This is a genomic window from Streptomyces sp. NPDC052023, assembly GCF_044548465.1.
Taxonomy (GTDB): Bacteria; Actinomycetota; Actinomycetes; order Streptomycetales; family Streptomycetaceae; genus Streptomyces.
The window spans coordinates 348,015-364,756 of the sequence record NZ_JBIUBW010000001.1; the positions used below are offsets into that span (position 1 = coordinate 348,015).

Sequence of the window (16,742 nt, forward strand, 5' to 3'; positions counted from 1 at the left end):
GCCATCTTGCGGTGACGGGAATGTTAAAGGCCCGCCGCCCGAAAGGGCAGCGGGCCGTACGAAGTTGAATGCAAAATCTTGCGGGAGGGCTTTCAGGAAGCCGTCCACCACACGGTGGTGTCGGCCGGCACCTTCACCTCGCCGTCCGCCTCGCTCACCTCACCGCTGGTGAGCAGCAGCCGGCCGTACGCCGGGGTGGCCACCGACTCCCCGCCCGTGTTCGCGACGCAGACGAACTCCCCGCGCCGGAAGGCGAGTACACCCTCGGGCGCCTTGAGCCACTCGACCGCCTCCCCCGCACCCAGGTCGGCCTGCTGCCGCCGGACGGCCAGCGCCGCCCGGTACAGCTCCAGCGTCGAACCGGCCACCCCGTCCTGCGCCGCCACGCTCAGCTCGCCCCACTCCCGGGGCTGCGGGAGCCAGCTGCCCCCGCTGCCGAAGCCGTACGAGGATCCGGTGCGCGTCCACGGGATCGGCACCCGGCAGCCGTCACGGAAGCCGTCCTGCCCCGCGCCACGGAAGTACGCCGGGTCCTGGCGCACCTCGTCCGGCAGGTCCACCACGTCCGGCAGGCCCAGTTCCTCGCCCTGGTAGATGTACGCCGAGCCGGGCAGCGCCAGCATCAGCAGCGTGGCCGCCCGCGCCCGCTTCAGGCCCAGCTCACGGTCGCCGGCCTCGCGGATCTGGGTGCCGAGGCCCGGGGGGTTGGCGAAGCGGGTGGCGTGCCGGGTGACGTCGTGGTTCGACAGCACCCAGGTGGCGGGGGCGCCGACCGGGCGCATCGCCTCCAGGGTGCGGTCGATGACCGTGCGCAGCTCCTTGGCGTCCCAGGACGTGCTGAGGTACTGGAAGTTGAAGGCCTGGTGCAGCTCGTCGGGGCGGACGTAGTTGGCGGTGCGCTCGACGGTCGGGGTCCACGCCTCGGCGACGAAGATGCGCTCGCCGGCGTACTCGTCGAGGACCAGCCGCCACTGCCGGTAGACCTCGTGCACACCGTCCTGGTCGAAGAACGGCATGACATCGTTGCCCAGCAGCTTCAGCTGCTCGTGGGATCCCAGGTCGGGCAGGCCCTCGGCCTTCACCAGGCCGTGGGCGACGTCGATGCGGAAGCCGTCCACGCCCATGTCCAGCCAGAAGCGCAGAATGGAGCGGAACTCGTCGCCGACGGCCGGGTGCTCCCAGTTGAAGTCGGGCTGTTCGGGCGCGAAGAGGTGCAGGTACCACTCGCCGGGCGTGCCGTCCGGCTCGGTCACCCGCGTCCAGGCCGGGCCGCCGAAGATCGACTCCCAGTCGTTGGGCGGCAGTTCGCCCTTCCTCCCCTTGCCGGGGCGGAAGTGGTAGCGCTCACGCAGCGGGGAGCCGGGGCCCTCCGCGACGGCGCGCCGGAACCACTCGTGCTGGTCGGAGGAGTGGTTGGGCACCAGGTCGACGATGATCCGCAGGCCCAGCTCGTGCGCGTCGCGGATCAGCGCGTCGGCGTCCAGGAGGCTGCCGAACATGGGGTCGACGGCGCGGTAGTCGGCGACGTCGTATCCGGCGTCGGCCTGCGGGGAGGCGTAGAAGGGACTCAGCCACACGGCGTCCACGCCGAGGTCGCGCAGATAGGGGAGGCGGGAGCGTACGCCTTCCAGGTCACCCATGCCGTCGCCGTTGCTGTCGGCGAAGCTGCGCGGATAGACCTGGTAGATCACCGCGTCCCGCCACCAGTCGCGGCGCTTGGCGACGGTGGCGACGGCGGAGTTCGGTGCCGGGTCGGCAGTGTGCTGGCTCATGGCGTCCTTGATGTGTAACCGACTTGAGGTCGTTCAGGCGTGGGTACGGCGGCGGGCGGGGCGGGCCGGGGTGACGCGGCGGCCGCGGTGCCGGCGGGGTCGGAGAGGCACCGCGGCCGCCACCCGCACCGAACCGGGCGCGGGGGTCTCGGGGCGACGGGCGTCAGCCCTTGGTGCCACCCGCGGTGAGTCCGGTCACCAGGTTCTTCTGCACGAGGTAGAAGAACGCGGACACCGGTATCGCGATGAGCACCGCGGTGGCGGCCATCAGGTTCCGCTGCGCGTCGTGTTCGCTCACGAAGCTCTGCAGACCGACGGCGAACGTGTACTTCTCGTCGTCCAGCAGGAACGTGGTGGCGAAGGCGACCTCGCCGAACGCGGTGATGAAGCTGTAGAACGCCGCCACCGCCAGGCCCGGCCGGGCGAGCGGCAGGATCAGCCGCAGGAAGGTGCCGAACGGCGACAGCCCGTCGACGCGTCCCGCCTCGTCGATCTCGAAGGGGATGGTGTCGAAGTACCCCTTGAGCAGCCAGGCGCAGTACGGCACGGCGGTGGAGCAGTAGACGAGTATCAGACCGAGGTAGGTGTCGATGAGCTGGAGCTCCGACAGGATCTGGTACATCGGCACGATCAGCACGGCGATCGGGAACATCTGGGTCACCAGCAGCACCCACATGAACTTCCGGTAGCCCGGGAAGCGCATCCGGGACACCGCGTAGCCCGTGGTGGCGGCGATGATCACGCCGATGACCGTGGTGCCGAGGGAGACGACCAGCGAACTCTTCAGCCAGTCGAAGAAGTTCGTCTCGGTCAGGACGTGCGCGTAGTTGTCGAACGTCATCTTCCCCCAGATGCGCCCGGGGTGCAGATAGTCGTCCTTGTCCGGGCCGAGGGACAGGAAGACCAGCCAGGCGATCGGGAAGAGCGCGATCAGGCTTGCGACGGTCAGGATGCCGTGCGAGGCGAGGGTCCCGGCGAGGCCGCGCCCGCCGCGCCGGCGCGTGGCGCGCCGCGGGGCGGAGGCGGGGGCCTGGTCCGCGGTGGCGGACTTCTGGACGGTCGTGGTGCTCATGGGAACTCCTGCCTCAGATCGCGAGCTGCTGGTCATTGCGGTTCAGCCAGCGGCGGTAGACGGAGGTGAAGACGATCAGGATGGCCAGCAGCAGGATGCCGTAGGCGGCGGACTGAGCGAAGTCGCGCGGCTGCTGCCCGAAGCCGAGGTAGTACGCCCAGGTGACGAGAATCTGGGCATCCGGCGCAGTGGTGCCGAACAGCAGGAAGATCACCGCGAACTGGTTGAAGGTCCAGATCACACCGAGCAGGACGACGGTGGAGCTGACCGACCTGAGGCCCGGCAGGGTGACGTACCGGAAGCGCTGCCAGGCGTTCGCGCCGTCCATCTCGGCCGCCTCGTACAGCGTGCGGTCGATCGACTGGAGCCCGCCGAGCAGCGAGACCATCATGAACGGCACACCGCACCAGGTGTTGACCATGATCGCGGCGAACCGCTGCCAGAAGGTGTCCTCCAGCCACAGCGGGGTCGGCAGGTGCAGGAATTCCAGCGCCGAGTTGATGACGCCGCCGTCGGCGAGCATGAAACGCCAGCCGAAGACGGTGACGAACGTGGGTACGGCCCACGGCAGGACCAGGATCAGCCGGTAGAAGGTGCGCCCGCGCACCTTCTGGTTGAGCAGCAGGGCGAGACCCAGTCCGATGGAGAAGTGCAGGCCGACACAGGCGGCCGTCCACACGATCGTCCAGATGAAGTGCGACCAGAAGCGGTCGTACGCGGTTTCTCCCCACAGGATGTCGGCGTAGTTGTCGAGACCGATGAACTTGTAGGTGGCCGCGATCTCGTTGACGCCGATCGTGCGCGCCGTGTTGAGGCTGTTGGCGTCCGTGAGCGTCAGATAGAAACCGTACGCGAGCGGATACAGCACCAGGACGCCGAGCACGACGACCACGGGGGTGATCATCGCGTAGGCGTACCAGTACCGCTGGTAGCTGCGCCTCAGGCGCTGGACGGCGACTGTCATGGTTCGACAACCTTCGTGTGGGTCTGCGGATCGAGGGGGCATGACGCACAGGCCGGTGGCCGCCGGGTCCGTCCCCCCAGGGACGGCGGACCCGGCGGCCACCCGGCGGTCACTTGCTGAAGTCCGGCACCAGCTTGGCGATGGAGGTCTCGGCGCTGCTCAGCCCCTCGTCCAGGGACTTCTTGCCGCCGGCGACGGCGAGCAGCTCGTCGTCGAGCGGCCCCCACAGCGAGCTGTACTCCGGCAGCGCGGGGCGCGGCTGGGCGGCGGCGAGGACGCCCTGGTAGCCGGCGATGCCCGGGTCGGCCTTGACCTCGGCGGTGTAGGCGTCGTCACGGGTGGGCAGCGTGTTGTTCTTCAGGGCGATGGTCTCCTGGGCCTTCGCCGAGGTCATGAAGTTGACGAACTTCAGCGCGGCCTTCTGGTGGGCCTCGTCGGAGCCGGCGTACACGGAGAGGTTGTGGCCGCCGGTCGGGGCGCCCGCCTTGCCGGTGGAGCCGGCCGGGACGGAGGCGATGCCCAGGTTCTCCTTGTCCTTGAACGCGGAGCCCTTGTAGAAGTTGGTGATCTCCCAGGGGCCCTGGATGATCGCGGCGACCTTGCCGTTGACGAACGCGTCCTGGATGTGGGCGTAGGCGTCCGCGGTGGTGTCGGCCTTGTGCAGGCCCTTGCCCTCGAACAGGCTCTGCCAGGTCGCGTAGGCCTTCTTGGCCTCGGGCGACTTGACCGTGATCTTCTTGGCCTCGGCGTCGACGGTGTCGGTGCCCTCGCCGTGCAGGAAGGACTGGGCGTAGTAGGCCTGGGTGGAGCCCCAGTAGCCGTCCACTCCGGTCTTGGTCTTGATGGTGGCCGCGGCCTTCTTCAGGTCGTCCCAGGTCTTGGGGGCCTCGACGCCGGCCTTGGCGAAGAGCTCCTTGTTGTAGACCAGCGCGAGCGTGTCGGTGGTGAAGGGCACGCCGTAGGTCTTGCCCTCGTACTTCGCCTGCTCGATCAGGCTGGACTGGAACTTGTCCTGGTCGGCGAGTGCCTCGGTGCCGTCCAGCGGCAGGAAGTAGCCCTTCTTGGCGAAGGCGGGCGTCCAGCCGACCTCGGAGCGCAGGATGTCCGGGGCGCCCTTGGAGCCGGCCGCCGTGTCGAACTTGTTCTGCGCCTGGTCGAAGGGGACGTTGACGTACTTGACCTTGATGTCCTTGTTGGCGGCCTCGAACTCCTTGACCAAGGCCTTGTACGTCGGCGCCTCGTTGGTGGCGTTGGAGGTGTCCCACCAGGTGAGGGTGACCGGGCCGCCGGCCGAGTCGCCGCTGTCGTCTCCGCCGCAGGCCGTCGCCGCGAGGGCGAGGGACGCCACCAGCGCGGTGGCCGCTATGCCACGCCGCATGAGTTCTCCTTGAGGGTGAAAGCCCGTGTTGCAGGGGATGGTCCCGTCTACCGCCCCTGTCGACTTACCGACTGCGCCGTTGCCGCCGCCGGGCGACCGTGAACGTAACAGCGATGTAAGCGTTGCGAAAGACCTTGCAGAAAAAAAGTGCAAGGCATCACGGAAGTTATCCGCGCGTGACCTCCCGTCGACCGCTGTGAGACCGTTGTTCTGCGGGGTTGAGCGGGCACGGACCGTGTTGTGCAAGACTCTGCAAGCTCTTGCCATACACGTCACGAAGGGACGCCATGCCGCAGCAACCCGCAGCGCGCCGGTCAACCGCCCGTACCCGGCGTCCGATTGGTGTGCAAGGCGACATACGGCCGGTACAGTCCAGTGCCGTGACCACACGGCTTGCCGACATCGCTGCTCAGGCGGGGGTGAGCGAAGCGACCGTCAGCCGCGTCCTCAACGGGAAGCCCGGCGTCGCCTCCACCACCCGCCAGTCCGTGCTGGCCGCGCTCGACGTGCTCGGCTACGAGCGCCCGGTGCGGCTGCGCCAGCGCAGCGCGGGCCTGGTCGGCCTGATCACGCCGGAGCTGGAGAATCCGATATTCCCGGCCCTGGCCCAGGTCATCGGCCAGGCGCTGACCCGGCAGGGCTACACCCCGGTGCTGGCCACCCAGACCCCAGGCGGCTCCACCGAGGACGAACTGACCGAGATGCTGGTCGACCGCGGTGTGGCCGGCATCATCTACGTCTCCGGACTGCACGCCGACACCACCGCCGACATGCAGCGCTACGAGCAGCTGCGCGCCCAGGGCGTGCCCTTCGTGCTGGTGGACGGCTTCTCCCCGAAGGTGCAGGCGCCCTTCATCTCGCCCGACGACCGGGCGGCGACGACGCTGGCGGTCACTCATCTCGCCTCCCTCGGCCACACCCGGATCGGACTGGCCCTGGGACCGAAACGGTTCGTCCCGGTACAGCGCAAGATCGAGGGATTCGTCCGGGCGATGCAGGACCAGCTGGGCCTGAGCCCGGAGACCGTCGAGGTGGAGCTGGTGCAGCACTCGCTGTACACCCTGGAGGGCGGCCAGGCCGCCGCCAGCGCCCTCATCGCCCGGGACTGCACGGCGGTGGTGTGCGCCAGCGACATGATGGCCCTCGGCGCCATACGTGCGGCCCGGCAACAGGGCCTGCGGGTCCCGACGGACATCTCGGTCGTGGGCTTCGACGACTCCCCGCTGATCGCCTTCACCGACCCGCCCCTCACCACCATCCGCAAGCCGGTCCCGGCGATGGGCCAGGCGGCGGTGCGTACACTGCTCGAGGAGATCGGCGGGACGCCCGCGCCGCACAGCGAGTTCGTGTTCATGCCCGAGCTGGTGGTGCGCGGTTCCACCGCTTCCGCCCCCGGTGACCGCAATCGTCCCTGAGGCGGACAACCGCCGCCCCGCCCTGATACGCGGGGACGAGGCGGGCGCCTCCCCGGGCCGTAGAACGTGCGTGCTGAACCCCACCTGGGGATGATCGGACCGCGTTCGCTTTTCTGGCAGACTCTGTGCCCATGGGTGAAACGACCGTGACGACACCGGAAGGCCGGGCAGAGGCCGTTCCGTACCCCGTCGCGGACGACATGGGGGCGGGTTTCCTGCGCCGGCTGCGGACTCCGCGCCGGCCTCGGCTGTGGTTCGAGATCCTGTTGATCGCGGTGAGTTACTGGACCTACTCCCTGATCCGCAACGCGGTTCCGGAGCAGAAGGCCGAGGCGCTGCGCAACGCGGACTGGATCTGGAGGGCCGAGCAGGTCCTGGGCATCGCCGTCGAGCAGTCCGTCAACCATGCCGTGAACTCGGTGACTTGGCTCATCGTCGGCATGAACTACTACTACGCGACACTGCACTTCGTGGTCACGCTCGGTGTCCTCGTGTGGCTCTACCGTGGTCATCCCGGACGCTACGCGGCGACCCGCATGGTGCTGTTCGCGACGACGGGCGTGGCGCTCGTCGGTTACTACCTGTATCCGCTCGCCCCGCCCCGGCTGATGAACGGCGGGCACTTCGTCGACACGGTCATGGTGCATCAGACGTGGGGTTCGATGGCCTCCGGCGACCTGAAGAGCATGTCCAACCAGTACGCCGCGATGCCCTCCATGCACATCGGCTGGTCCCTGTGGTGCGGGCTGACGATCTTCGCGCTGGCGACGGTGCCCTGGGTCCGGGTGCTGGGCCTGCTCTACCCGACGCTCACGCTCGTGGTCATCGTGGCCACCGCCAACCACTTCTGGCTGGACGCCCTGGGCGGCATGCTCTGCCTCGCCTTCGGCTACGGCGTGGCACGCACGTGGTACGGAGCGCTGCCGCACGCCCTGCCCCGGGTGGTCCCGCAGCGCAGGCCGCTGGTGCCGAAGCAGGCCTAGGGTTCCCGGGCCCCGTGGGTACGGGGTCCGCCCGCCCGCCGGGCCTTGCCTATCCCTCGTAGAACAGCGAGTCCACCACTGTCCGGGCCCGCCGGGCCGTGCGCCGGTACGCGTCGAGCATGTCGCCCACGTGGCCCGGCCCGTATCCCAGGTAACGCCCGACCGCCGCGAGCTCCCGCGTATGCGAGGGGAAGGTGTCCCCGGCCCGCCCGCGCACCAGCATCACGGCGTTGCGGACGCGGGTGGCGAGCACCCACGCCTCGTCCAGGGTCCCGGCGTCCTCCGGGGAGATCAGCCCGGCCTCCCGCGCCGCCGCCAGGGCCTCGCGGGTCCGGGTGGTGCGCAGCCCCGGCAGCTCGTACCCGTGCCGCAGTTGCAGCAACTGCACGGTCCACTCCACGTCGGACAGCCCGCCCGGCCCGATCTTGGTGTGCAGCTTGGGGTCGGCGCCCCGGGGCAGCCGCTCCGACTCCATACGGGCCTTCAGCCGCCGGATCTCCCGGACGGCCTCGTCCCCGAGCCCGTGCTCCGGGTAGCGCAGCGGGTCGATCAGCTCGACGAAGCGGCGGCCCAGGTCCTCGTCGCCGGCGACCGGTTCGGCGCGCAGCAGGGCCTGCGACTCCCAGACCAGGGACCAGCGGCGGTAGTACGCCTCGTACGACTTCAGGGTGCGCACCAGCGGTCCCGTCTTGCCCTCGGGCCGCAGGTCGGCGTCGATCAGCAGCGGCGGATCGGCGCTCGGCAGTTGCAGCAGCCGGCGCATCTCGGAGACGACCCGGTTCGCGGCGTCGGACGCCTCCCGCTCGTCGGCGCCCTCCTGCGGCTCGTGCACGAACAGCACGTCCGCGTCGGAGCCGTAGCCCAGCTCGTGCCCGCCGAACCGGCCCATTCCGATCACGGTGAACCGGGTCGGCAGGGTGTCCCCCCAGCCGTCCCGCACCACCGCCCGCAGCGTCCCCGCCAGGGTCGCCGCCGTCAGGTCGGACACCGCACCGCCGACGAGGTTGACGAGCTCGCCCTGGTCCGCCTCGGCGGGCTGGGCCTCGGTGCCGTAGGAGCCGACGATGTCCGCGGCAGCCGTACGGAACAGCTCTCGGCGGCGCACGCCACGGGCCGCGGCGACCGCCTGCTCGCCGCCGTCGGCCCGGCCGACCGCCGCGAGGATCTCCTGCTCCAGCTGGGCCCGCGGGCGGGGCTCCAGTCCCCCGCCGTCCCCGTCGCCCAGCAGCGCCACCGCCTCGGGGGCGCGCATCAGCAGGTCGGGGGCGAGCCGCCCGGCGGACAGCACGCGGGCGAGGTTCTCCGCCGCCGCGCCCTCGTCGCGCAGCAGGCGCAGATACCACGGCGTCTTGCCCAACGCGTCGGACACATTGCGGAAGTTGAGCAGTCCGGCGTCCGGGTCGGCGGAGTCCGCGAACCAGCCGAGCAGCACCGGCAGCAGGGTCCGCTGGATCGCCGCCTTGCGGCTGACGCCGGACGCCAGCGCCTCCAGATGCCGCAGCGCCGCCGCGGGGTCGGCGTACCCGAGTGCGACGAACCGCTCGCGTGCCGCCTCGGGACTCAACCGCGCCTCGCCGGGGGCGAGTTGGGCGACCGCGTCGAGCAGTGGCCGGTAGAAGAGCTTCTCGTGCAGACGGCGTACGACGGTGGCATGCCGTTTCCACTCGCGGTTCAGCTCGGCGACCGGATCGGCGCGCAGACCCAGGGAGCGGCCGAGGCGCCGCTGGTCGGCCTCGGCCTCGGGGACGAGGTGGGTGCGGCGCAGCCGGGAGAGCTGGATGCGGTGTTCCATGGAGCGCAGGAAGCGGTAGGCGTCCTCCAGCTGCGTGGCGTCGGCGCGGCCCACGTAGCCACCCGAGGCCAGCGCCCGCAGGGCCTTCAGGGTGGAACCGCTGTGCAGCGAGGCGTCCGCCCGTCCGTGCACCAACTGCAGCAGCTGCACGGCGAACTCGACGTCGCGCAGACCGCCCGGCCCGAGCTTCAGCTCGCGCTCGACCTCGGCGACGGGGATGTTCTCGACCACCCGGCGCCGCATCTTCTGCACATCGGCGACGAAGTTCTCGCGTTCGGCGGCATGCCACACCAGGGGGCCCACGGCGGCGACGTACTCCGCGCCGAGCTCGAGGTCGCCGGCGACCGGCCTGGCCTTGAGCAGGGCCTGGAACTCCCAGGTCTTGGCCCAGCGCTGGTAGTAGGCGAGGTGGCTGCTGAGCGTGCGCACCAGTGGACCGTTCCTGCCCTCCGGGCGGAGGTTGGCGTCCACCGGCCAGATGGAGCCCTCGACGGTGGTCTCGGAGCAGATCCGCATCATGTGCGAGGCCAGCCGGGTGGCGGCCTGCAGGGCCTTGCCCTCGTCGGCGCCCTCGGCGGCCTCCCCCACGAAGATCACGTCCACGTCGGAGACGTAATTGAGCTCGTGCCCACCGCACTTGCCCATCGCGATCACCGCGAGCCGGCTCACCGCGGCGTCCGCGGGCGCGGCTGCCGACGCCAGCGCGAGGGCGCGGCGCAGGGTGGCGGTGGCCAGGTCGGCGAGCTCGGCCGCGGTCTCCTCGACGTCGATCGTGCCGCACACGTCACGGGCGGCGATGGACAGCAGACAGCGCCGGTAGGCGACGCGCAGCGCGACCGGGTCGGCCGCTCCGGCGAGCCCCCGCTCGAACTCCGCGACCCCCCGGTGCAGATCCCGCGGCTCGTACGTGACCAGCGCCTGCCAGTCGCCCGAGTGCCGCGCCAGGTGGTCGGCGAGGGCGTCGGAGGCGCCGAGCACCCCGAGGAGCCGGTCGCGCAGCGGCTTGGATGCCGTGAGGGTGTCGAGCAGTTCGCGGCGCGCGGTGTCGTCGGGCTGCGCCTCCAGCAGCCGTACCAGGCCGTGCAGCGCGAGGTCGGGGTCGGCGGTGGCGCCGAGGGCGTCCAGCAGCACCGGATCGTCACGGACGGCGCCGAGCCCGGCGCTCTCCAGCAGGTGCTCGGCGCCGGACGGGTCGGTGAAGCCGTGCCGCAGCAGCCGCGTGAAGGTACTGCTTCTGCGCCCCGGCGTCATCCTGCGCCCTCCCGTCCGGATCAGCGTGGTACGAGCCGAGCCTAACCGGCCCGCCGGTGCGGGGCGCCGATGAGTTCCGGCGTCGCGCGGGGTCTGCACCTTCGGAGGCAGACCGTGGCAGGAGGCAGCTCATGACCGGCAAGCGACCCCAGACCCTGCTGGACGCGCGCTACAGCGACGAGACGGCCACCGCGACGCCCTGGCCCGAGGCCGAGGCGCTGCTCGAGGCGGCCGAGCTGTTCTGGATCTCGACGGTACGACCGGACGGGCGGCCGCATGTGACGCCGCTGCCCGCGGTCTGGTCGGCCGGTGCGCTGCACTTCTGCACCGGCCCGCAGGAGCGCAAGGCCCGCAACCTCGCGGGGAACGCGCACGTGGTCCTGACCACCGGCACCAACACCTGGGACAAGGGCTACGACCTGGTGGTGGAGGGCGAGGCGGCCCGTGTGACCGACGACGGCCGGCTGCGCGAGCTGGCGGCGGCCTGGGAGGCGAAGTACGGCGAGTTCTGGCGCTTCGCGGTGCGGGACGGCTGCTTCCACCACGGGCCCGGTCACGCTTATGTCTTTTCGGTGGCGCCGCGCACCGTTTTCGGCTTCGGTAAGGGGGAGCCGTTCAGCCAGACGCGTTGGCGTTTCGACCTGGAGGAGCATTGATGGACTTCACTCTCGAAGTGATTCCGCTGCCGGTGAGCGACATCGACCGGGCCCGCGACTTCTACCGGGACAAGGTCGGCTTCCACGTCGACATCGACCAGGAGGTCATGCCGGGCATGCGGATCGTCCAGCTCACTCCCCCGGGATCCGGCTGCTCGATCGCCCTGGGCGACAGCATCTGGGACATGGCCCAGGGCGAGACGAAACCCGAGCCCGGTTCCTACCAGGGCCTGCAGCTCTGCGTCGCCGACATCAAGGCGGCCCGCGCGGAACTGGTCGAGCGGGGCCTGGAGATCTCCGAGCCCGTCCAGTACGCCCCCGACGACGGCGCCACCTTCATGTACTTCAAGGACCCCGACGGCAACGGCTGGTCCATCCAGGAGTACCGCCGGCGCGCCACGGAGCCCTTGCACCAGGTGCTGCGGGACCTGGCGGGCCCTCAGCGGTAACGCACCGGCCCGGCACGGGCGACGGCAGCCCGCCGACGGGGGATGATCGGCGGGCTGCCCGTGGTGCGGCGTTGGCTCAGTGGACGGAGTGCTCCTCCTGGGGGAACGTCCCGCCGACGACGTCCTCGGCGAACGCCTTCGCCGCGCCCTCCATGACCTGGCGCAGGTCGGCGTACTGCTTCACGAACTTCGGCACCCGCCCGGCGGTCAGCCCGAGCATGTCGGTCCACACCAGCACCTGCGCGTCGGTCTGCGCGCCCGCGCCGATCCCGACCGTCGGAATGTGCAGCGTGCGTGTCACCTCGGCCGCGAGCTCCGCCGGTACCAGCTCCAGCACCACCGCGAACGCCCCGGCGTCCTGCACGGCCTTGGCGTCCCGCAGCAACTGCTGCGCCGCCTCCTCGCCGCGCCCCTGCACCCGGTAGCCCATGGCGTTGACGGACTGGGGAGTGAGCCCGATGTGGGCCATGACCGGGATGCCGGACTCGACCAGCAGCCGGATCTGCTCGTGCGACCGCTCACCGCCCTCCAGCTTCACGGCCTGCACACCGGCCTCCTTCACCAGCCGGGTCGCCGAGCGCAGCGCCTGCACCGGCCCCTCCTGGTAGGACCCGAACGGCAGGTCGCCGACGATCAGGGAGCGGCTGGTGCCCCGTACGACCGCCGCGGACAGCATGGTCATCTCGTCGAGCGTGACGGGCACGGTGGTCTCGTACCCGAGGTGGCAGTTGCCCGCCGAGTCGCCGACGAGGATCACCGGGATGCCGGCCTCGTCGAAGACGGACGCGGTCATCGCGTCGTACGCGGTGAGCATGGGCCACTTCTCGCCGCGCTCCTTGGCGGACGTGATGTCACGAACCGTGATACGGCGGGTGCCCTTGCCCCCGTACAGCGCCCTGCTGCCGTCGGAGGACTTCTGCGGCGCGGTCTGGGCAGCCGAAAGCTGCGTCATTGCAACGGCTCCTTACGTCATCTCGAGGCGCCCTGACGGCGTCCCCGGACCGCTTCCATGGTGGCACCTCGTGCCAGGCACGGCTAGGGGGCCTCGTCACGTGGCGCACCGGGGGCCCGCGGGGCACGTAAGAAGTGGACCAGCGGCAGGTAAAGACTTTCCGATACGGTACCGTCTCGTATCGTATTTCCCTAGGCTCGCGGGCATGACTACTCCGGCCGTCACCGGCACCCGCGTCCCGGAAGCGGTGCACCGGCGCCGCTGGGCCATACTCGGCGTGCTCATGCTGAGCCTGCTGATCGTGGTGCTCGACAACTCGATACTCAACGTCGCCGTCAAGACGATCTCCACCCCCGCGCCGACCGGCCTGGGCGCCACGCAGAGCGAGCTGGAATGGGCGATCAACGCCTACACCCTCGTCTTCGCCGGCCTGCTGTTCAGCGCCGGCCTGCTCGGTGACCGGCTGGGCCGCAAGAAGGTGCTGCTCGGCGGGCTCGTGATGTTCGGCATCGGCTCCGCGCTCGCCGCCTTCTCCAGCTCACCGGGGGAACTCGTCGCCTTCCGCGCGGTGATGGGCCTCGGCGCGGCGTTCGTCATGCCGGCCACGCTCGCCGTCCTCATGAACGTCTTCGAGCGGGACGAGCAGCCCAAGGCGATCGGCATCTGGGCGGGCGGCGTCGGCCTGGCCATGGCCATCGGCCCGATCACCGGCGGGCTGCTGCTCGACCACTTCTGGTGGGGCTCGGTCTTCCTGGTGAACGTGCCGATCGTGGTCCTCGCCGTCGGCCTGATGCTGTGGCTCGTCCCCGACTCCCGCGACCCCAGCCCCGGCCGGATCGACCCCGTCGGCGTGATCCTGTCCGTCGTCGGCCTGGTCCTGCTGGTCTACGGGATCATCAAGGGCGGCCGGCTCGCCGACTTCACCGACCCGGCGGTGCTGGCGGCCATCGGGGCGGGGCTCGCGGTGCTGACGGCGTTCGTGATCTTCGAGAAGCGCAGCGACCACCCCTCCATCGACATGACCTACTTCCGGAACAAGGTGTTCTCGGCCGCGATCTCCGTGATCGCGCTGGTCTTTTTCGCGCTGATGGGCGTGACGTTCTTCGCCGTCTTCTACACCCAGAGCGTGCGCGGCTACTCGCCGCTGGAGACCGGCCTGCTGATGCTGCCCCTGGCCGCCGCCCAGATGATCTTCGCCCCGCGCGCCCGGCTCCTCGTCGACCGCTTCGGCAACAAGGCGACGACGACCGGCGGCATGCTGATCCTCGCGGCGACGCTCGGCGCTTTCGCCACGCTGGACGAGGACACGCCCATCTGGATCCTGGAGGTCGTCTTCTTCCTCATGGGCACCGGCATGGCGCACATCATGACCCCGACCAGTGTCGTCATCATGCAGACCCTGCCCCGCGAGAAGGCCGGCTCCGCCTCCGCCCTCAGCAACACCTTCCGCCAGGTCGGCGGCGCGCTGGGCATCGCGGTGCTCGGCTCGGTCCTGTCCGCCGCCTACCGCACCTCGGTCGAGGGCCATCTGACCGCGCTTCCCGCCTCCGTCCGCCACACGGCGGGCGAGTCGATAGAGGCGACCCTCGCCGCCGCCGCCCGCCTGGGACCGGACGGCGCCTCCCTGACAGCCCCGGCCCACACGGCCTTCCTCGACGCCATGCACGTCACGGCGCTGTGCGGGGCAGGCGTGGCACTGGCGGGCGCGGTGGTGACGGCCGTGTTCCTCCCGGGCAGGACAGCCCTCACCCCGCCGGACAGCCGGGCGCGGGAGGAGGCCCACGCGGGTGCGGACGGCGCGGCCTGAACCCGGCGCCCTGGCGATCCGCGCGCGGACCGGCGCGCCGGGCCACGCAGGGCCGGTCGTGCCCGTCCGGCGGGCCGGGCCCCTCCGCGGCGGAACAGGTCGCGGCGAAGCGGCGGGGCCGCGTCCCCACAGGCGGGTGGCGAGCCGGGTGCGGCGTCCGCGGCATGATCCGCCGGACCGGCTCCGGGGGCGCGCGGCACCAGCCGCGACGCCGGGCCGCGCAACGCCCCGGCACCAGCCGCGACGCCGCGCGGCGGCCGCCGGCGTCGTACACCCGCGACAATCAGCGCAACGCACGGAAAGGACGCAGCCCAGTGAACTCCCTCACCGCAAGCCACCCCCCGCCCGCGGTTCCCGTCAGGGGCCGTCCGCGCAGCGAGGCGGTGGAACGCGCCATCATCGACGGCACGATGAAGCTCCTGGAGGACGGCGTCCCCCTGGCCGAGCTCTCCATCGAGCGCATCGCCCGTACCGCCGGCGTGGGCAAGGCCACCATCTACCGGCGCTGGCGCGGCAAGGAGGAGCTCTTCGTCGACGTCGTACGCTCCGCCGAACCACCCGACCCCGAACTCCCCGGCACCTCCCTGCGCGACGACCTCGTGGTCCTCCTCGAAGCCCTGCGCCGGCGCGGCCTGGCCAACCGCACCTCGGCGATCCTCCACAACGCGTACGCGCAGATGAAGACGAGTCCCCGCATCTGGGCCGCGTACCACAACGCCGTCATCGCACCCCGCCGCCGCCTCAGCCTGGAAGTCCTGCGCCGTGGGCAGCAGGGCGGCGAACTCCGCGCCGACCTCGACCTGGAACTCGTCCACGACATCGTCGTCGGGCCCATGCTCGTCCGCTCGTTGCTGCACCCCGACGCCGAACTCCCCGAAGGCCTCGCGGAACAGCTCGTCGACACCCTGCTCGAAGGCCTACGGCCCGTCAGCTCACCCACCGGATAGCCCGAATGTGCGCGTTTCGTCACAGACACCACTCCAGGCCGCCGAAAACGGAACCCCCGGCGCGGACTTGTTCGTCCTAAGCGCCCGTACGGCCGTCATGTGACGGCAGGATCGGCGCCGGACATCCCCTAGGGTCTTATGCGCGGGGGACGACGGTGTGCACGGCAGGTAGCGAGGCGACGGTATGGCGCAGCAGGCGTACGTGACGGAGACGGCGGGCGGTGGCCCGGAACCCGAGCACCCCGGAACTCGGCTCCGGCGCGTGGCGGCCCGTGTGACCGGCGGCTGGCGCGGCGACCCCCACATCTGGCGGCGTGGCCTGGTCGTGGCCGTGCTCGCGGTGCTGCTCGCCGGCGTGATGGTGGTCCACGCGCACATCCCGAACAGTGTGGGCAACCTCGGCAGCCTCACAGAGACGTTCCTGCCCTGGCTCGGCCTGGCCGTCCCGGTGCTGCTCGCGCTGGCCCTGGTCCGCAGGTCGGCCGTCGCGCTGATCGCGGTACTGCTCCCGGCGGTCGTCTGGCTCAACCTCTTCGGCGGGCTGCTCACCGACAAGGCCGGCACCGGCGGCGACCTCACCGTCGCCACGCACAACGTCAACGCCGACAACACCGATCCGTCCGGCACCGCCCGGGACGTCGCCGCGTCCGGCGCGGACGTGGTGGCGCTCGAGGAGCTGACCGCGGCGGCCGTACCGACGTACGAGGCGGCCATGGCACCGACGTACAAGTACCACTCGGTGCAGGGCACGGTGGGGGTCTGGAGCAAGTACCCGCTCAGTGACGTCCGCCCCGTGGACATCAAGCTCGGCTGGACCCGCGCCATGCGCGCGACGGTGTCCGCGCCCGGCGGGCAACTGGCCGTCTACGTCGCCCATCTGCCCTCGGTGCGGGTCAAGCTGGAGGCCGGCTTCACGGCCCGGCAGCGCGACACCAGCGCCGACGCGCTCGGCGAGGCCATCGCCGACGAGCGGGTGAGCCGGGTCGTGCTGCTGGGCGACCTCAACGGCACCATGAACGACCGCGCGCTCAACGCCGTGACCGCCCAGATGCGCTCCACCCAGGGCGCGGCGGGCAGCGGCTTCGGTTTCAGCTGGCCGGCGTCGTTCCCGATGGCCCGGATCGACCAGATCATGGTCAAGGGCGTCGAGCCGATGAGTTCGTGGACCCTGCCGGAGACGGGCAGCGACCATCTGCCGGTCGCGGCGCGGGTGCGGATGGATTCCTCCGGCTCCTGACCGGTGTGGGCGGGCTCACGCTGTGCGCGAGGTCACCGCAACCCGGCCTTAACCTGCCGGAATACTC

General features: G+C 70.9%; 13 protein-coding genes. 7 read left to right on the top strand and 6 right to left on the bottom strand.

From position 1 onward, the window contains the following. Window positions 1-92 precede the first annotated feature (92 nt). From ACIHCM_RS01605 to ACIHCM_RS01620, 4 genes are all read right to left on the bottom strand, one after another. Window positions 93-1,772, bottom strand: a complete 1,680-nt coding sequence (locus ACIHCM_RS01605; protein WP_399887641.1) for a glycoside hydrolase family 13 protein — start codon at window positions 1,770-1,772, stop codon at window positions 93-95. Between the two features lie 163 nt (window positions 1,773-1,935). Next, window positions 1,936-2,844 (bottom strand): sugar ABC transporter permease, encoded by a 909-nt coding sequence (locus ACIHCM_RS01610; protein ID WP_399887643.1) that lies wholly within the window; start codon window positions 2,842-2,844, stop codon window positions 1,936-1,938. Window positions 2,845-2,857: 13 nt separating this feature from the next. Then, the gene (locus ACIHCM_RS01615; protein ID WP_399887645.1) at window positions 2,858-3,808 is read right to left on the bottom strand and encodes a carbohydrate ABC transporter permease; all 951 of its coding nucleotides are present in this window, start codon (window positions 3,806-3,808) and stop codon (window positions 2,858-2,860) included. 109 nt (window positions 3,809-3,917) lie between these two features. Continuing rightward, window positions 3,918-5,186 carry an extracellular solute-binding protein gene (locus tag ACIHCM_RS01620; protein WP_399887647.1) on the bottom strand — a complete coding sequence of 423 codons (1,269 nt, stop codon included), beginning with the start codon at window positions 5,184-5,186 and terminating at the stop codon, window positions 3,918-3,920. A 380-nt stretch (window positions 5,187-5,566) separates the two neighbouring features. On the opposite strand from ACIHCM_RS01620, the gene ACIHCM_RS01625 reads away from it, so the two are divergent. Together ACIHCM_RS01625 and ACIHCM_RS01630 are read left to right on the top strand one after the other, a co-directional pair. Next, the gene (locus tag ACIHCM_RS01625; protein WP_399887649.1) at window positions 5,567-6,601 is read left to right on the top strand and encodes a LacI family DNA-binding transcriptional regulator; all 1,035 of its coding nucleotides are present in this window, start codon (window positions 5,567-5,569) and stop codon (window positions 6,599-6,601) included. 131 nt (window positions 6,602-6,732) lie between these two features. Next, window positions 6,733-7,584 carry a phosphatase PAP2 family protein gene (locus ACIHCM_RS01630; RefSeq protein WP_399887652.1) on the top strand — a complete coding sequence of 284 codons (852 nt, stop codon included), beginning with the start codon at window positions 6,733-6,735 and terminating at the stop codon, window positions 7,582-7,584. Window positions 7,585-7,633: 49 nt separating this feature from the next. Here the strand turns inward: ACIHCM_RS01630 and ACIHCM_RS01635 are convergent, their stop codons facing one another. Further along, on the bottom strand, window positions 7,634-10,627 hold the full coding sequence (locus ACIHCM_RS01635; protein WP_399887654.1) for a bifunctional [glutamine synthetase] adenylyltransferase/[glutamine synthetase]-adenylyl-L-tyrosine phosphorylase: 2,994 nt from the start codon (window positions 10,625-10,627) through the stop codon (window positions 7,634-7,636). A gap of 131 nt (window positions 10,628-10,758) precedes the next feature. Here ACIHCM_RS01635 and ACIHCM_RS01640 point away from each other — a divergent pair, with 131 nt between their 5' ends. Then, window positions 10,759-11,283 (top strand): pyridoxamine 5'-phosphate oxidase family protein, encoded by a 525-nt coding sequence (locus tag ACIHCM_RS01640; RefSeq protein WP_399887656.1) that lies wholly within the window; start codon window positions 10,759-10,761, stop codon window positions 11,281-11,283. Beyond that, window positions 11,283-11,732, top strand: a complete 450-nt coding sequence (locus ACIHCM_RS01645; protein WP_399887658.1) for a VOC family protein — start codon at window positions 11,283-11,285, stop codon at window positions 11,730-11,732. Before ACIHCM_RS01640 ends, ACIHCM_RS01645 begins: the two co-directional genes overlap by 1 nt. 76 nt (window positions 11,733-11,808) lie before the next feature. Here the strand turns inward: ACIHCM_RS01645 and panB are convergent, their stop codons facing one another. After that, window positions 11,809-12,684, bottom strand: a complete 876-nt coding sequence (gene panB / locus ACIHCM_RS01650; RefSeq protein WP_399887660.1) for a 3-methyl-2-oxobutanoate hydroxymethyltransferase — start codon at window positions 12,682-12,684, stop codon at window positions 11,809-11,811. 205 nt (window positions 12,685-12,889) lie between these two features. Between panB and ACIHCM_RS01655 the strand changes: the two genes are divergently transcribed. The 3 genes from ACIHCM_RS01655 to ACIHCM_RS01665 all read left to right on the top strand — a co-directional run bounded on the left by ACIHCM_RS01655 (window position 12,890) and on the right by ACIHCM_RS01665 (window position 16,675). Further along, complete coding sequence (locus ACIHCM_RS01655) at window positions 12,890-14,491, top strand: MFS transporter (RefSeq protein WP_399887662.1); 1,602 nt, start codon at window positions 12,890-12,892, stop codon at window positions 14,489-14,491. Window positions 14,492-14,805: 314 nt separating this feature from the next. Further along, the gene (locus ACIHCM_RS01660) at window positions 14,806-15,438 is read left to right on the top strand and encodes a TetR/AcrR family transcriptional regulator (protein WP_399887664.1); all 633 of its coding nucleotides are present in this window, start codon (window positions 14,806-14,808) and stop codon (window positions 15,436-15,438) included. A gap of 184 nt (window positions 15,439-15,622) precedes the next feature. Continuing rightward, window positions 15,623-16,675 (top strand): endonuclease/exonuclease/phosphatase family protein, encoded by a 1,053-nt coding sequence (locus ACIHCM_RS01665; protein ID WP_399887666.1) that lies wholly within the window; start codon window positions 15,623-15,625, stop codon window positions 16,673-16,675. Window positions 16,676-16,742: the final 67 nt, after the last annotated feature.

What these genes read in the sequence shown, in the direction of transcription:
- ACIHCM_RS01605 (WP_399887641.1), bottom strand. Translation starts at nt 1,772, where the DNA reads ATGAGCCAGCACACTGCCGACCCGGCACCGAACTCCGCCGTCGCCACC.
- ACIHCM_RS01610 (WP_399887643.1), bottom strand. Translation starts at nt 2,844, where the DNA reads ATGAGCACCACGACCGTCCAGAAGTCCGCCACCGCGGACCAGGCCCCC.
- ACIHCM_RS01615 (WP_399887645.1), bottom strand. Translation starts at nt 3,808, where the DNA reads ATGACAGTCGCCGTCCAGCGCCTGAGGCGCAGCTACCAGCGGTACTGG.
- ACIHCM_RS01620 (WP_399887647.1), bottom strand. Translation starts at nt 5,186, where the DNA reads ATGCGGCGTGGCATAGCGGCCACCGCGCTGGTGGCGTCCCTCGCCCTC.
- ACIHCM_RS01630 (WP_399887652.1), top strand. Translation starts at nt 6,733, where the DNA reads ATGGGTGAAACGACCGTGACGACACCGGAAGGCCGGGCAGAGGCCGTT.
- ACIHCM_RS01635 (WP_399887654.1), bottom strand. Translation starts at nt 10,627, where the DNA reads ATGACGCCGGGGCGCAGAAGCAGTACCTTCACGCGGCTGCTGCGGCAC.
- ACIHCM_RS01640 (WP_399887656.1), top strand. Translation starts at nt 10,759, where the DNA reads ATGACCGGCAAGCGACCCCAGACCCTGCTGGACGCGCGCTACAGCGAC.
- ACIHCM_RS01645 (WP_399887658.1), top strand. Translation starts at nt 11,283, where the DNA reads ATGGACTTCACTCTCGAAGTGATTCCGCTGCCGGTGAGCGACATCGAC.
- panB (WP_399887660.1), bottom strand. Translation starts at nt 12,684, where the DNA reads ATGACGCAGCTTTCGGCTGCCCAGACCGCGCCGCAGAAGTCCTCCGAC.
- ACIHCM_RS01655 (WP_399887662.1), top strand. Translation starts at nt 12,890, where the DNA reads ATGACTACTCCGGCCGTCACCGGCACCCGCGTCCCGGAAGCGGTGCAC.
- ACIHCM_RS01665 (WP_399887666.1), top strand. Translation starts at nt 15,623, where the DNA reads ATGGCGCAGCAGGCGTACGTGACGGAGACGGCGGGCGGTGGCCCGGAA.